The following is a 15,512-nucleotide window of genomic DNA, read 5'->3' as shown; positions in this document are numbered from 1 at the left end:
TGGGATAATAATCTTTATAATGTATTATATATTGTCTGCTCCAATACTGTACGGGCAGTCAGCTGCTCTAAAATGAGGGTGTGATGTAATGAAACATTCAACAGGTGAGGCAGCCGGTAAGGGTAATTACAGGTGCATATTATGCTCTGAGATAATTATACTTAAGGAAGACTCAGAGAAGCTTCCGGCATGTCCGAGATGTGACAGCACAAAATGGATTAAAACTGATTCTAACCCGGAATAACTATCTCTCCCTTTTTGTCTTTCAATTAAAAGGTCTTTTTTATCATTACTGTTCATTTTAATATATGGCGGGTATTGATCAGGCAGCCGGGACCTGGGTGAAAGCTGCATCTGAATTCACCTGGAATGTGAATCTCTCTGATTTCAGCGGTTCGCATGAATATGACGGCTATTTTTCCGGAGTGATTGATTCAGAAAACCTCCCAGAATTTGAGAAAAAATTCCGGTCGGCAGTAAAAAAACCAGGTATTGCGAATTTTGCAGTTGCCGGTGAGGTCTGCTTCTGGAAGAATTATTACAGTACTGAGAGAAGGGAGAGGCTGACATACCGGACACTGAGAAGGTTTTCTGATCCCGTTGTCTGGAATAAATTTGCACATTCCCTTAAGAAGCTGGCCGGGGATTTCACAATCGGAAATTTCTCTGATATGAGGCACCTCTCCGGGTTTGATGGCGGTTTTGCCATTCCGCTTACTTTTCTTTCATTTTATGATCCGGACAATTATCCGATGACTGACCGGCATATCGGAAGATGGTGGAACAGTAATAAGAGAAGGTTTGGCTATTCCGGACTGCCTGATTTTGTTTTCCGGTCAGGGGTTGTGAGCGGCACAGGTGAGGATGACGCTATAAGCAATTACAATGCATATAAGGGGCTGACTGGGTTCTGCCGGGATTATTCATCTCTTCTTGAGGAGAAGACTGGCTCTAAGTGGAGGGCGGCAGATGTTGAGAAAGCAATATTCAATGCCCAGATTAATGGCGTTGTTCTCAGTCCCTTAACTGAGGTTATACTTCCGGATGAGGGCATTTATCTGAATTTTTCGGATTATAATCCTGAAGGTTCTGTTTTAATTCTAACTATTGATTCCTTCCATAAATCGTCTGATAAAGAGAAGTCAGGTTATTCGCCGGAATTTTCTATTGCTAAGAGTGGGATTGGTCCGGAATCTGTCAGGCTTGTTATGGAGAACAGGGCTGAGATCTACGGGAAGCTAAAGAGTAACAGAATTGTCTGGGACAATTTTGAGAATGAGATCATTAATAATGATGATCTCAGGTTCGGCCCTGATTTTTCCGGCGGTGATGACAGTGGGGAGTATCTTCCGGCGGTATTCAGGTATAACGGCGATTTCTATGACGGACTTGATGATGAAGGAAGGGTGAGGCTTCTCTCTTCAGATAAGCATTTCCTGATAATCTCTGCATGTTACGGCCTTTTATCTCCTTTTGAGTATGTTCAGAATTACAGCTGCCAGTTTGGGAGTGATAATGCGGCTTACTGGCAGTGGACGAAGAATAAAACCCTCTCTAAGATTCTGGCAGATTATGTAACTGTGAGGGGTATTAAGCTCATCTTTGATTTTACAGACTGTGATGTTGAGAGTTATCACAGAAGCATTGACTGGGAATATGTTGAGAAGGAGACCGGTGTGGAAATTTTACACTGCTATCATGAATGGGCTGAAGGGGATAAGGCACTGAAGTTTTTTGGTGAGTTTGTTAATGATGTTATCTTTGCCAGGAGTGATGAGGATATTCTGAATCTGGACTATTCCCTTAGTATTAATAATATTCATTTCAGCCGTTCTTTAAGACCGGATAAAGAGGTTAAGCCGAAAAAACTTCAGAATCTCCAGGATATTATTGATTCCGGTGAGAGGGACACTGCTGAATTTAAGACGAGTATTTTCTGGAGTGAGAATCCGGAGAAGACTGTTGATGATAAGAGATTCTGGTGGCTTGGGCGTGACTATTCAAAGTTTAAGATTGCCAGGAATATAGTCTCTTTTCTGAATAGTAATGGCGGAAATCTTATTATCGGCGTTAAGGAGAATCCGGAGGATGATTCATTAAAGATTGTCGGAATTGAGAGTGAGTTTTCAAAGCTGGATAACCGCAATAAGGACGGCTACCGGAGAAAGATTGTTGATGAGGTCATCAATAAGATGATCTATCCTAAGGATGTGAAGAACCATTTCAGCCGTTATTTTGCTATAGATTTTCACGAGGTGAGAGGAGAGATATTATGCTGGATTCAGGTCTTTAAGTCCGAGGATGTTCCGTTTTATGTGGTGCTGAGAGATAATAATCATGAGGGCAGAAGTGAGGAGTTGTTTTATATCCGGGAGGATTCATCTTCTGTTGAACTCTCGCCCAAGCATACGGGTGAGTATATTATGAAGCACTTCTGCCGGAGGTGGTGATGTTTTTGCTGCCTGTGAATGGGTTAAGACAGATTTTTTTATTTTCAGATTTTTACACCACTAATTTGAATATCTGAGGAATCAAATGGCATATTATGAATTTTTCCCGGAGTGCCCTTAAGACGGGGAGGTCATTTCTTCAGGTTATTCCTGTTCTGCTTGGTGTTCTGCTGCTGATAAGCCTCGTGAATGCGACAGTTTCCCCTGAGGTCTATGCCGGTTTTTTTACCGGAAACTGGATTATTGATCCATTCATCGGGGCGGCTTTTGGGAGTATTGCCGGTGGTAATCCTATTACCAGTTATATAATCGGCGGTGAACTGTTATCCCTTCATGTGAGTATTATGGCGGTTACTGCGTTTATCCTCTCCTGGGTGACAGTGGGCTTAATCTCGCTTCCGGCTGAGATGGAGATTTTGGGGCGAAGGTTTGCTCTTGTCAGAAACCTGCTCTCGTTTATATTTTCGATAGCTGCTGCTGTTCTTGTCGGGCTGACACTAATTTTTGCAGGTGTTTCGCTATGAGTAACAGAGATTCCGGCGTTGTTCTCCCAAAAAAAGGTGCAGGGGGTAACGGTCAGGGTAATAAGGGCATTTCAAAGTCCGGCTGGTATTTTTTTGCCTTTGTGCTTATTCTATATGCGGTTGTGGCAGCTTTTGACATATCTGCGGTATTAAGGGCATTAAACATATTTTCAGGGCTGATTGTTCAGATTGCACCTGTTTTAAGCCTGGTCTTTGTATTTATTCTCGTTACTGATCTTCTGGTTAAGCCTGATAAGATCATTAAATATCTCGGAAGTGAGTCGGGCATTACAGGCTGGCTTGTGGCAATTGCCGGCGGGATTATCTCTTCCGGTCCTGTATATGTCTGGTTTCCGTTTCTTGCCGAACTTCGTCGTAAGGGAATGAGACCGTCCCTGGCTGCGGTATTTCTGTACAACCGTGCTGTTAAGGTGCCGCTTCTGCCTCTGATGATCTTCTACTTTGGGGTCTTATTTACCGTTGTGCTGACTGTTTATATGCTTATATTTTCAGTAATCAGCGGTTATCTGACAGAAATTCTTGTTGGTGATGAATGAAAACGGGGTTAATTGTAATTATCTGAAGGAACAAAAGAATTTTAAGGATTATGTCAGGACTGAAGAAAAGATTTGGACCTGGTTACATATTTGAGATATTTTTACTGCTTTTGGTTGCTCTGTCACTTGCAGCCGGAGGTTGTGTTGATTCCGGATGTGCTGAACCGGAGTCTTCAGGTGTGGATACCGGTACCGGTAATCTGGGTTATTTTTCCGGGGCAGATGAGATGAAGACTATTGGAGTTATCGGAGGTATCAGCTGGGTTTCATCTCTTGAATATTACAGGATGATGAATGAGATGGCTAATGAGAGGCTTGGTGGGCTGCATTCTGCTGAGATTCTCATGTGTTCGGTGGAGTTTGGGAATTTTTCAAAGCAGGAGAGGCTTGCAGAGGATGGTGACTGGGGGCCTCTGAGGAATACTATGGTTGAAGCTGCAAAGAGGCTTGAGGCCGGAGGGGCTGATTTTATTATCATCTGCTCCAATACGATGCACTCGACTGCCGGAGATATTGAGGATAATGTCGATATCCCCGTTCTTCATATAGCAGATGCAACAGGTGAGAGGATTAAGGAGAAAGGGGTTAAGACTGTCGGACTACTGGGCAGGAAATATACGATGGAGGAGAGTTTTTACAGGGATATTCTTGAGGATAAGTATGGTATTGAGGTAATTGTTCCGGATGAATCCGATCGTGATTATGTCAATTCCGTGATATTTGATGAACTATGTGCCGGAATTATTACTGATGAGTCAAGGGCAGGGTTTGTTGAAATTATCGGCCGGCTTGAGGAAGAAGGAGCTGAGGGTGTAATTCTTGGCTGCACTGAGATTCCACTGCTTGTATCTCAGGAGGATGTTGATATTGCGGTATTTGACACGATGACGATACATGCACAGGCGGCTGTTGATTATGCGATAAATAAGGGATGATAACCGGTTCTCTGAAATATTAATCCTTTTTTCTGCCGGAAGTCCGTCTGCTCTTTTAATATCTGCATTGGCCGGGGTGCAGTTGTTATTGTTATGATTCCGGTTCTTCCAGCTGATATTTACATTCCATATGGCAGATCATATATTTTCATTGCACAGATCCATATATTTCTGCTGCACATTTTCATATATTTCCATTGCACACATTCATACATTTTGAATGCATAAATGTCTCTGTTACTGTTGCATATGATGGAGATGATAAAGTTACGGGTGGTAATAACTCTCACAGAACAGACAAAACAATCATTTCAGTCAGTTCAGGAATTTGTATCAGAATTCCGGGGTTAAGAGGAGCTGCATCATAAAACCGCTGAATAATTTTAAGGATCTCCGACTGGCATCATTTGAGCTGAAGGACTTTGAAAAACCTGAATCTTTTCTTTAGCTCCTGAAGACTTTCTGCTGGGTTCAGAAGTTTTATTGATATGGGCCTGCGGCAAAAAATTGAGTTCGGTCTTATTTAGATTATCTGAATTGTATTCCCTGCTATTCTATTGTTATGGTCTAAGAAAAAGGGGGTGTGATTTCACTCCTGTTGTTGAATATAACTGAGAAGGGGGATTAGAATCTCCCTGTTTGCTCCTCCTATATCTCCAAGTGAATTCATATTGATAGTTAATGCAGTCTCTTCCTCTTCCCAGTAGTACCACATAGTATATGATCCCGGATATCCTCCGGTGTGTCCCCACAGTGTTAAATTCATTGAAGAGTTGGTGATGCCTGCGTATCCAAGTCCATAATCCATTTTGTTAATCGTTTTCATCTCCTGAAGTGATTCAGGACTTATGATCTTCGCATCTTCGAGTAAAAGATGGAATCTGTTCATATCGGACGGTGTACTGACAATATCCCCTGCTCCCCTGTCAAACTGAATATACAGGTTTGAAAAATCAGGCAGTTCTCCGTCAACGTACTCTTCTCCAGGGCACCCCATATGTGGTCCGGGGATGCTGTTGGTGCGGTGGACAAAGGTCTGATTCATGCCTGCCGGTACAAGAATTGCCCTGGTGATGTAGTCCTCATACGGTGTCTGGGCTGCCTGGTCAATGATCAGGGTGAGGAGTATATAATTCACATTTGAATATTCATAGTCCGAACCCGGTTCAAAGAGTGGGCTTGCATTGATTCCCTGCCACATCCCATATTGGTATGGTACCGGAAGATCGGGTTTTGGGTATTCAGTCCGGATAATCTCGTCTTCGTTGTAATCAGCAATGCCGCTTGTATGGTCAAGGAGCTGCCGTATGGTTATCCTGGAAGAATTAGGTATTTTTTCTGCTATCTCTTCAGGCAGCCAGTGATCGATAGTATCATCAAGGGATAGTTTCCCCTCTTCACTGAGTTTCAGTATGGCAGTGCTGGTGATGGATTTGGTGACACTGGCGATGATGAAACGCATATCGGGCGTTGCTAAAACATTGGGGGAAATGGAGGCATTCCCGGCGGCAGAACTCCAGATCCATTCAGGTGTCGAAATTTCGATTAATAATCCCGGTATCCCGGTCTTTTCAAGACCTGTTGTAACAATGTCCTGTAGTCCGTCACTGATCTCCTCCGGGGGAGACGGCAGGATGGTATCCTCTGTGGGTGAAGTGTTTTCAGAAACAGATGATTCGGAGATACATCCACATGAAAAAATCAGTCCGAAGATGACGACACACAGAATACATGTATGCACCCGGCTGATAGCCGAAAAGTTCATATGGTCTATTTGGATGTTTTTGTGATAAATCTATCCATTCTCTGGCACAGTCGTATTTTTCAGTGATATGATGTCTGAAACAGACAATGTCAGCTTAGATCAGATTAAAAAGTAATTTATGCTTAAAAATGAGTCGAATAAGGGCACAGGATCACTCCTGCGCCCTTATTCGACTGACTGCCTTCAGGCTGAGAGAATAAATGCCGGAGTTATGCATGGCTGTTTTTAACTGACCGTGAGACAATCAGATAGCAAATTTTGGTTAATCACCACAATAACTGTGCCAATTATGCCTGTAAATCATAAAATTGTCAAACAAATATTATTTGTGCAGCAGCCTCTTTTAGTGCCTGACTGTCATAACCCGGCAATATAGCCGTTATATTATCACCTCATCGCTAAATATCATGGTATTTTCTCATATATTCACGTATTTTCTCTGATTCCAGCCAACCCCGATCAAGGCGGATTATAATATCATTAATGATCTGAACCTGTTCAAGAACAGGGGTAGCTATCTTCTCATCATAAAGGTCAACAGTACCGGCGATCACTGCAAGGGGGTTTCTGATCTCATCATTTAAGATCGCAAGCTGTGTAAGGTTCTGCTCAATCTGCCGAAGGGCAATTGCCTCACGGTTTCGTGCCTCATATTCTTCCGTCATATCACGTACGATCGAGAGAATAAAATGACGGCCCTGAAGTTCAATCATCCGGGCATTCACATGCACAGGGAAGACGGACCCGTCTTTTCGCACATGTTCAGCATCAAACGAAAGCTCTTTTTTATTATGAAGTGCCTGAACCCGTTCCGGGTCATCTTTTCTAACTGTTGCGGTATTAATATCTGCAACAGAACGATTCAGCAACTCTTCACGTGAATACCCCAGACGATGACAGGCAACATCATTGACCTCCACGAAATTGCCCCGGGAATTATCTGACATCACCTCATGCAGGAAAACCGCTTCGTTAATGTTATTGAATATTTCGTGATATTTGAATTCACTCTCAATGAGAGCATCCTCTGCCCGTTTCTTCCCGGTGACATCATTATATACCACAACAAGCTCTCCGGACGGCAGACGGTACACATAATTCTCACGCCATACCTGTGTCTGTTCATCTTTATACGCTGCAAGGGGAATATGTTCGGGAGTTCCGGTTTTATTGACCCGTTGTAACACAGAAATAAGGTCAAACTCCTCAATGCCGGGAAAGATCCCGAATATACTGTTTCCAACCACATCCTCTCTTCTGACATGATCCAGCTGTTCTGATGCCTTATTGATATCCACAAAGATGAAATCGCTTCCTTCTCCGGCCATCTCAAGGACTGCCACACCACTGCTGATATTCTCAAACAGTTCTCTGAACTTCTCTTCGCTCTCCTGAAGGTTTTGCTGAGACTTTTCATATTCCTGATTTTTCTTTTCAAGCTCCCGGATCTTCTTCTCCAGTTTGTGAAAGATGCGTTCACTGTATTCTTTCAGGTATTCACCCTCATTTTCCGGCCCCAGCAATGGTTCAGAATTGACGGTGGTGTTTGATTCCGCAAGAACGTCATCGATCTCTGCAAGGAACTCACTGGATTCTGTTGGTTTTATGATGTACCTGTCAGCACCCAGATCAAGCCCAAAATCGCGGTCTTTGTCACTGGTATATGATGCTGTATAGAAGATAAAAGGAATATTTTTCAGGTCAGGATCCTTTTTTACTTCACGGCAGAGCTGGAACCCATCCATCTTTGGCATCAGGATGTCTGAAATGATCAGCCGAACCGGATGATTGTGGAGGTATTCCATAGCTTCCTGCCCGTTACGGGCTGTTATCACCTGATATCCCTTTGATTTCAGAGTTACTTCAAGCAGGTACCGGTTCTCATACAGGTCATCAATGATAAGAACCGGTACTGCCCCGCTTTTTTTATCAGTGAGTTTTTCTGTATGCTCAGTCATAGATGTTCAAGAATCTCTGCGATAATTGTATCCGGATTTATCGGTTTTTCGATATATCCGGTGCATCCCATCGAAATTGCTTTCTCTCTGTCGCCAACCATTGCGTACGATGTCAGAGCAATGATAGGAAGAGTCCCGTCAGTTCCTGATGCCCTGATCTGACGGGTCGCCTCAAAACCGTCAATGCCGGGGAGCTGGATATCCATCAGAACAAGGTCAAAACTTTCTTTTGTTGCTTTCTGTACCCCTTCTTCCCCTGTATCCGCGGTAATTACCTCAAATCCGTTTTTTTCCAGAATATACGTGATCAGATATCGATTCGACGGGTTGTCTTCAACAACAAGAATTTTCTTCATCCCTCATCCCTCCTCCTTTTCAGTAATTTTTTCTTTTTGTCTGAGGGGCAGTACCAAAACAAAGATACTGCCTGCCCCATAATCACTGGTTACGCTGATTTTACCGCCAAGAGCCTGCGCTATTTCCTGAGAGAGGTAGAGTCCCAGTCCGGTCCCTTCCGTTAATCTTCCCTCAGTCGTGATACGGGAGAATGCCTTAAAAAGCCGTGGTATCTCCTCCTCTCTGATACCTATACCTGTATCATGAACAGTTATCCTGGCGTTTTCCTCCTCCTGACTGAGAGTTATCTGCACCGATCCTTCATCTGTGAATTTTATTGCATTGCTGACCAGATTTGCGATGATCTGCCTGACACGACGGCGGTCACTTACGATTTCCAGATGCTCCGGTGAGTCAATGGTCAGGGAAAGGGACTGTTCTTCTGCACTACCGGCAAGCTCTGCTGCCACTTCGCGGATCTCCGGAGCAAGATCAAAAGTCTGGTGGGCATAATCTATTTTCCCTGCACCTATTTTACTGATATCAATCACATCATTGATCAGGCTGAGCAGATGGTGAGCACTTGTTTTTACCATTGATAACTGCTTTTTCTGTTCATCATTGAGATTTCCGGGAAGTTCCTGCAGCAAAATCCCGGTAAAACCAATAATTGAGTTGAGGGGTGTGCGGAGTTCATGACTCATCGCTGCGATAAACATGGATTTGAGCTGGTCAAGCTCCTGAAGATGAAGGTTGGCATCTGAGAGTTCACTGGTCCTCTCAGCAACCTTCTGCTCCAGATCACGATGAGCCTCCCTGAGCTGCTTTTCAACGAGTCTGCGTTCGACAATCTCCGTATTCAGCTCGTCACGGGAAGCTGTCACGCTCTTAATTTTCTCTGCCATTGTATTGAGGCCGCAGGCAATACCTCCGATCTCGTCACTCGTGGTTACCGGTATCCGGTAGTCAAAGTTGCCCTGAGTGAAGGCCCCGGTTCCCTCATTGATCTCCTGTATCGACCGTACAAACCGGCGGCTGAGAAGCAGGTAGTTGACGCTGATTATGGCAAGCATTGCCAGGATAAATATAATGATGAAAATATTATTCCAGAACTGGATTTCATTCAGGTCATCATTATATGACTGGCGGAGTTGCAGTCCCTCAAAGATCATTACCTGGGCAAGCGCCTGATTCCGGTTCCAGAGAGCCATTGAATCAGCAGCAGGTAACAATATATCTCCGGCATCAGATTCCTGTTCCTGCCGGATCTCATCCAAGATCAGGCCGATTTCTTCGTTACTCTCCAGGATCATTAAGATGCTCTGCTCTTCCTGTGCATCCGTTGGCTTCAGCCCGCTCAGAACAGGCTGAAGAGAAGCATAACTCTCATCCCACTGGATATAAGTACGGGTTTTTTCAAAGAGATTGTATTCATTTGAAAGGTGAGATAGTTCATATCCTCCACGTACCACTTCAGTAGCAAGATTCTCCTGATATTGCAGATTCTTCATCTCCATAGTGGTATAAATAATGGACCCCGATATAGCAAGGACAATTATCAGGGATATTATGACACTGAGCCGGATACGGTCTTTAATATTCATGAAAAACCCCAGGGCAGATCACCCGATCACCGTGACAGCAGATGGCTTAACCTCCAGCATTGCATCCTGGTATATCATATCCAGATACGATGGAGGGGTTTTTCCGCCGGTCATATTCTGCTCTGCCATCCATCGTGCTTCATCTTCCATTGTGGGGATAAGTCCCTGATCAAGTGAGAGTACAAACCAGTTATTTCCCCAGATTGTGCCCAGTTCTTCATAAGTTTTATTTGCACGCTGCCCGACGATCTCCCTTGCCTCCGGTTCATGTGCATGAAGGAATGTCTCTGCATCATCAATGGCACGGAGGTAATCACGTAAAACACCGGGACGGTCATGGATAGTCTCTTCCATTACAAAAGTCAGCCGATAGTAACGCTGCCCGCCCTGTACAGACCAGGTTATACTGTCTCCGGCAAGCTGCCGCTCAATCTGACTTACAAACGGCTGCCAGATAACAGCGGCATCGGCATCGCCACTGATGATACTTTCTGCGACTTCTTCCGGTGTAAGATAAACAATGTTAACCTCTGTGGGATCTATTCCATTTGCGGCGAGAAATTTTCCAAAGTAATAGTCCGCGATTGTTCCTTTATACAGAGCGATGGTCTTTCCTTTCAGGTCTGACGGCACAGATATATCCCGGTCACTGCGGACAATAACTGAGACGATGTCTGCTTTCATAGTGCTCGCAATAATTCTGAGGTCAGGTGCGTCAAAACTGTTTTTAACTCCGACATACTCTGCTGCATATGCAAGGTCCGCAGTTCCTGCCAGGAGTTTTCTCACTGCATCATTGCCTGTTGGTGTCTCGATTAGGGTTACATTCAGCCCGTATTTTTCAAAATATCCGTTTTCATCGGCAATAAGGGTCAGAGCAGAGAGATAAGGAGGGCCGGTTGCTATGATGAGGGGTTCTGAATGTTCTGGTGGCATCAGAGTCTGTGCCATGAAATAAATGACGGGTACTACAAGTATGATGACGGCAGCAATCACAATGACAGCAGGCTTCAGGGAAGTTCTGTCAGCGGGCTTTTTTGTTTCATCCATGATTATTGTTCTCCTGTTAAGAACCAATGGCAGCCGTTACATCAGATGGGTGTTTTTGTGGTTCCACTGGCAGTCAGATCTTCTCCATACAAGGCTAATCCCCTGCCGGATTATTAAATGAGGAATAGCTGTTAAAGACCGATCAGTTTCTCATGACCATTTACAGATATGTTCAGAAGCTCACATTTATCAGTGCCGGATAATTGACAATTGATTTTTTGGGTATTTATTTGTAACTGTTCCCCGGAACTGTATGAAGTTCCGGTGATGACTGATCATTCATAATGATTGGTTCCCTTTCCGGTTGGTTTAAGCCGGAAGAATCATTTTCCTACTTACACATTACTGTAAAATCCGGCTGTGCCGTTTCTTACAGCGATAGTGAACAGGTATCCTGTTATATCTCTGTTATACTGTGTCTGCATTGTCAGCTCTGATCCTATAGGTACTAATTTTTTTAATCCATAAGTAATGCCTGAAATCTGCCGTATTTTCCGGAATTACCTCTGATTTTTGTCCGGTTGTGGTCTGCGGTATTCAGTGTTTATCGTCTCATGCCATTGCACCCTAAAATGGCACAGTAACTTCGCTACCGTTACATTTTTCCGTGGTGCGGTTGCAACAGTAAACAATGGATCTGGAAGAACTGATTTATCTGATTAAGTCAGGAGAATCTGAAACTCTTGAATTTAAAGAGACAGCAGGTAAAAATATTCATCATGAAGTTGCTGCCTTTGCAAATTCAGAGGGTGGAATAATAATTGTCGGGGTGACAGATGACGGGAAGATAACAGGAACTGATGCAAAGGGGGCTATTGAGAAATTAACAAGTTCAATTCAGTCAATAATTCCGCCTCCGGTTATAAAGACGCAGAAAATGTCAATCGATGACAAAGATCTTCTCATAATAAGTATTGAGAAAAGCAAAACACTCTCTTCTCTTGGTGGTGTTGTATATATCAGAACAGGTACAGGAGTAAGACCGCTTTCACTTCAGGAGATAATTATGCTCTCTTCAGAAATGGGAACTATCAATTGGGATGAAATTCCCATGCTTGAAGAGGAAGATGCCCTGCCTGAATATATTGAATGGTTCTTTGAAAGGGTAAAGGAGACGAGAGGAAAAACAATTTCTGATGACAACAGGTCAAGGTATCTGAGAAGTGACGGGGCAATAAAAAACGGAAGGCTGACAAATGCAGGCATTCTCTTTTTCACTGAAGCAACAGAAAATATCTCCTGTGCCAGGATAAGAAGAACAGGTATGGGTGAGGACGGCCCAGTCTGGAGTGAAGAATATGAAGGGCCGGTCTGGAAGGTTATTGAGGAAGCATATTCAGATCTGGTTCATGACCTGAAAAAAACTGATGTAGTTATAGGTACAAGAAGGGTTAAAATTGAAGAATATCCTCCAAGGGCAATTCGTGAGGCATTAATCAATGCAGTTGCACACCGGAATTATACCATCAGTGCTGATGTCCGGATACTGAGCTATCCTGACAGGTTTGAGATAAAAAATCCGGGTGGGCTTATGCCGGGTGTGAATATTAAAGATCCGGAGCACATCCCCAGGAATCCTTCAGTTTCAAATCTGTTATATGATACCGGCTATATTGAGCGGTATGGTTTTGGAATTAAGATGATTGAGGCTGAGGTGGATAAGCATCCGCTCTGTTCGGTCGAATTCCGGGCAACTCCTGCCGCATTTACAGTGATCTTCAGAAAAGACGTATCTTCAGCTATTGATGAGACTGATAACCGGATACTGAAGCATCTCAATGTCCCTCTACAGAGCAATGATCTGGCAGTACGGCTTGGGATTTCCAAAAATACAGTTTTAAGAAGAATTAAAAAGTTAAGGGATCTTGGCCTTATCGAGAAGAAGGGTTCGGGTGCACAGACGCATTATGTGATTAGGAAGTGAACTCGTGTTTTTACTGGTGATTAAGGGTTTATTATGCAAATAATATGGGGTATGGGGCTTATTCTGTGTTATTAATTCTCTGTCGCACCATTTTGTTGCACCCGGAAGTGGTGCGAGAGAATTTTTACCTTTGCGTTGTGGCTGAAATTTGGTTGTTTTTCCAGGAATCATTCTCAGATTATGGCTTGTTTGGGTTTATGTAATTTACATTCTACCGTGCCACAATGTTATGTCTGAAAATGGCACAGTAACTTCGCTACCGTTGCATTTTTCTGTGGCGTGGCTGCAACGGTAAATGATGAATCCGGGAAAACCGGCCTCTCTTTTAAGTGCAGTTTCCGGCTAATAATTATATATAATCTTCTCTAATGTTAACTTATCCTCCGGAAGGATGAGGGCTATTGCTATGATGTTTATTGCACTTGCAAAATTTAAAAAATCGCTCAGCAAAGAGGTTGTTGAGCAGAATATGAAAGATATAGAGACCGATACAGAGGGGCAGATTAAGTACCTTGGTATCTACTGGACGCTTGGACGGTATGATACAGTTGTCATGTTTGAAGCTTTGGACGAAAAGGCTGCAATGAATATGGTTCTAAGAAGGGCAGACAGAATGGATATCGAGATGCTGGTTGCAGTGCCGGCAGATGAATCACACCCGTCCGGGCCGGTCTGAACTGACAGATGATAATCCGGAATATGATCCTTATTAAGTGTCTCTGATCTTTGGTTTTCTCTCAGGAAATATTAGTTAATAACTATCCGCTGGCACAGGTCCGGGTAAATCCCGGAATTATAGCATCGAGACTGTAATGGTCAATTTCTCTGGTGACTTCATGGTTTCCTTCTGTCTGAACTATCCGGAAATTCCGGATAGTTGCCTTATGTGACAACTCCCCGCTTGCGTAGATATTCTTCAGGTGCTCGTTTATTGTCCTGACATTTACATCAAACAGCACTGCCATCATCTTCTGGCTCAGCCATATGGTCTCATCTTCATACCTGACCTCAATCGACTCTTCACCGCCCTCTGCTGTAAAGATCAAAAATTCAGCAGTGCTGTTTCTGATGAGTTTTTTATCTGTCATATTCAGGTACACCTCCTGATATTTTTCTGATATGGCTCTCTCCTTTTAAGATATTCTGAACTGTCAGGTATTTCTTTACAGTTGCCCTGTGGGATTTGCCTTCTGAATAGATATTATTTATATGCAGGCTGATGCTCTGCTCTGTTGTGTTGAAAAGTTCTGTCATCCGGTGCTGTGTTAACCGGCCGGCTTTAATTTCTGTCACTGTTCGTCAAGCCTCCTTAATTCTTCCTCAAGCTGTTCGACTGTCGGGAAACTGTCCTTTAAATCTTCAGGAAGTGAGGTCACAAGATCATACTCGGATACTCCGATTGGCTTTTTTATATCGCTTAAGGCGTACTCAACAACCAGAGCATCGTGGCTCTTGCAGAGAAGAATGCCAACCGTTGGTTCATCCTTTTCTGTCTTTAACTGTGCATCCACTGCCTTTAAGTAGAAATTAAGCTTGCCTGCATATTCCGGTTCAAAATCTCCGGTTTTAAGCTCAATTACCACATAGCAGTGCAACCGGGTGTGGTAAAATAAGAGGTCAATAAAAAATTCACGTTCTCCAACTTTGAGCATCTTCTGTTTTCCCACATATGCAAAACCTGAACCCAGTTCAAGCAGAAACTGAGTTATATGCTCAATAAGCCCTTTTTCCAGTTCTCTTTCTGTGTATTCCGGAGAAAGGGAGAGAAAATCAAATTTGTATGGATCTTTTAGAATCTGCTGTGCCAGATCAGACTGCGGTGCAGGAAGAGCTGAAGAGAAATTAGTGATCGCTCTTCCGTCCCGTTCGTAGAGGCGGCTTTCGATCTGATGAGTTAATACATTCCTGCTCCAGTTGTTCTCAATAGTTTTCCTGACATAGAATAGGGCTTCATCAACGGTACTGCACTTTGAAATTATCACCCGGTTGTGTCCCCATGGGATCTCTGTCAAAAGGTGCACAGCCTGTGCACCATTTTTGTCTCCTGAAGTATCGGGTAAGTCCCCGTGTTCAATTCGGTCACAGCCTGTGACCGAATTAGATGGATCCTCATTGTAAAACAGGTACCAACGGCGAATAAAACGAAGATTAGTCTCGGAAAATCCCTTCATCTCCGGAAACTCAGCCATCAGATCATGGCTGAGCCTTTTTAGAAAACCGCTCCCCCATGCGGCAGACTTCTGTTTCTCAACAATCTCCGCACCAAGCTGCCAGTAAAACTCAAGAAGGGCCGTGTTAACCGACACAGCAGCCTTAAGCTGTGCCTGCCGGAGTCTCGACTTGATCTCCGCAATCCAGGACTTATACTCCTCATCAGACCGGATAATATCAGGCATCATAAAATCCCTC

Annotated in this window: 15 protein-coding genes; 7 read left to right on the top strand and 8 right to left on the bottom strand. The window is 43.7% G+C overall.

Annotated elements, in window-relative coordinates; translation table 11 throughout:
* The first annotated feature begins 88 nt into the window (after positions 1 to 88).
* The 5 genes from L6E24_RS04020 to L6E24_RS04000 all read left to right on the top strand — a co-directional run bounded on the left by L6E24_RS04020 (position 89) and on the right by L6E24_RS04000 (position 4,466).
* Complete coding sequence (locus L6E24_RS04020; RefSeq protein ID WP_257743435.1) at positions 89 to 244, top strand: zinc ribbon-containing protein; 156 nt, start codon at positions 89 to 91, stop codon at positions 242 to 244.
* A 97-nt stretch (positions 245 to 341) separates the two neighbouring features.
* Complete coding sequence (locus L6E24_RS04015; protein ID WP_257743434.1) at positions 342 to 2,450, top strand: AlbA family DNA-binding domain-containing protein; 2,109 nt, start codon at positions 342 to 344, stop codon at positions 2,448 to 2,450.
* Between the two features lie 95 nt (positions 2,451 to 2,545).
* Positions 2,546 to 2,974 (top strand): hypothetical protein, encoded by a 429-nt coding sequence (locus L6E24_RS04010; RefSeq protein ID WP_257743433.1) that lies wholly within the window; start codon positions 2,546 to 2,548, stop codon positions 2,972 to 2,974.
* Positions 2,971 to 3,531: a permease gene (locus tag L6E24_RS04005; RefSeq protein ID WP_257743432.1), complete on the top strand. Its 561-nt coding sequence runs from the start codon at positions 2,971 to 2,973 to the stop codon at positions 3,529 to 3,531. Before L6E24_RS04010 ends, L6E24_RS04005 begins: the two co-directional genes overlap by 4 nt.
* A 50-nt stretch (positions 3,532 to 3,581) precedes the next feature.
* A complete protein-coding gene (locus L6E24_RS04000; RefSeq protein ID WP_257743431.1) occupies positions 3,582 to 4,466 on the top strand; it encodes an aspartate/glutamate racemase family protein in 885 nt (294 codons plus the stop codon).
* A gap of 589 nt (positions 4,467 to 5,055) precedes the next feature.
* Here the strand turns inward: L6E24_RS04000 and L6E24_RS03995 are convergent.
* The 5 genes from L6E24_RS03995 to L6E24_RS03975 all read right to left on the bottom strand — a co-directional run bounded on the left by L6E24_RS03995 (position 5,056) and on the right by L6E24_RS03975 (position 11,179).
* Entirely contained in the window at positions 5,056 to 6,231 is a 1,176-nt protein-coding gene (locus tag L6E24_RS03995) for a serine hydrolase domain-containing protein (RefSeq protein WP_257743430.1), read from the bottom strand.
* Positions 6,232 to 6,629: 398 nt separating this feature from the next.
* Entirely contained in the window at positions 6,630 to 8,189 is a 1,560-nt protein-coding gene (locus L6E24_RS03990) for a response regulator (protein WP_257743429.1), read from the bottom strand.
* The gene (locus L6E24_RS03985; protein ID WP_257743428.1) at positions 8,186 to 8,545 is read right to left on the bottom strand and encodes a response regulator; all 360 of its coding nucleotides are present in this window, start codon (positions 8,543 to 8,545) and stop codon (positions 8,186 to 8,188) included. Before L6E24_RS03985 ends, L6E24_RS03990 begins: the two co-directional genes overlap by 4 nt.
* Before the next feature lie 3 nt (positions 8,546 to 8,548).
* Positions 8,549 to 10,129, bottom strand: coding sequence for a sensor histidine kinase (locus L6E24_RS03980; RefSeq protein WP_257743427.1), 1,581 nt, complete (start codon positions 10,127 to 10,129; stop codon positions 8,549 to 8,551).
* A gap of 18 nt (positions 10,130 to 10,147) precedes the next feature.
* On the bottom strand, positions 10,148 to 11,179 hold the full coding sequence (locus tag L6E24_RS03975; protein WP_257743426.1) for an ABC transporter substrate-binding protein: 1,032 nt from the start codon (positions 11,177 to 11,179) through the stop codon (positions 10,148 to 10,150).
* Positions 11,180 to 11,810: 631 nt separating this feature from the next.
* On the opposite strand from L6E24_RS03975, the gene L6E24_RS03970 reads away from it, so the two are divergent.
* Both L6E24_RS03970 and L6E24_RS03965 read left to right on the top strand, forming a co-directional pair.
* Complete coding sequence (locus L6E24_RS03970) at positions 11,811 to 13,103, top strand: RNA-binding domain-containing protein (protein WP_257743425.1); 1,293 nt, start codon at positions 11,811 to 11,813, stop codon at positions 13,101 to 13,103.
* A 391-nt stretch (positions 13,104 to 13,494) separates the two neighbouring features.
* Entirely contained in the window at positions 13,495 to 13,779 is a 285-nt protein-coding gene (locus L6E24_RS03965) for a GYD domain-containing protein (RefSeq protein WP_257743424.1), read from the top strand.
* Between the two features lie 82 nt (positions 13,780 to 13,861).
* Here the strand turns inward: L6E24_RS03965 and L6E24_RS03960 are convergent, their stop codons facing one another.
* The 3 genes from L6E24_RS03960 to L6E24_RS03950 are packed head-to-tail and all read right to left on the bottom strand — an operon-like array spanning position 13,862 to position 15,502.
* Positions 13,862 to 14,191: a virulence RhuM family protein gene (locus tag L6E24_RS03960; protein ID WP_257743423.1), complete on the bottom strand. Its 330-nt coding sequence runs from the start codon at positions 14,189 to 14,191 to the stop codon at positions 13,862 to 13,864.
* The gene (locus L6E24_RS03955; protein ID WP_257743422.1) at positions 14,181 to 14,357 is read right to left on the bottom strand and encodes a virulence RhuM family protein; all 177 of its coding nucleotides are present in this window, start codon (positions 14,355 to 14,357) and stop codon (positions 14,181 to 14,183) included. Before L6E24_RS03955 ends, L6E24_RS03960 begins: the two co-directional genes overlap by 11 nt.
* Positions 14,358 to 14,392: 35 nt before the next feature.
* The gene (locus tag L6E24_RS03950) at positions 14,393 to 15,502 is read right to left on the bottom strand and encodes a PDDEXK nuclease domain-containing protein (RefSeq protein WP_257743421.1); all 1,110 of its coding nucleotides are present in this window, start codon (positions 15,500 to 15,502) and stop codon (positions 14,393 to 14,395) included.
* Between the last annotated feature and the right edge of the window lie 10 nt (positions 15,503 to 15,512).

Source organism: Methanoplanus endosymbiosus (assembly GCF_024662215.1).
Lineage (GTDB): Archaea > Halobacteriota > Methanomicrobia > Methanomicrobiales > Methanomicrobiaceae > Methanoplanus > Methanoplanus endosymbiosus.
The sequence above is the reverse complement of the archived record's forward strand: the minus strand, read 5'-3'. Positions and strand labels throughout refer to the sequence as shown.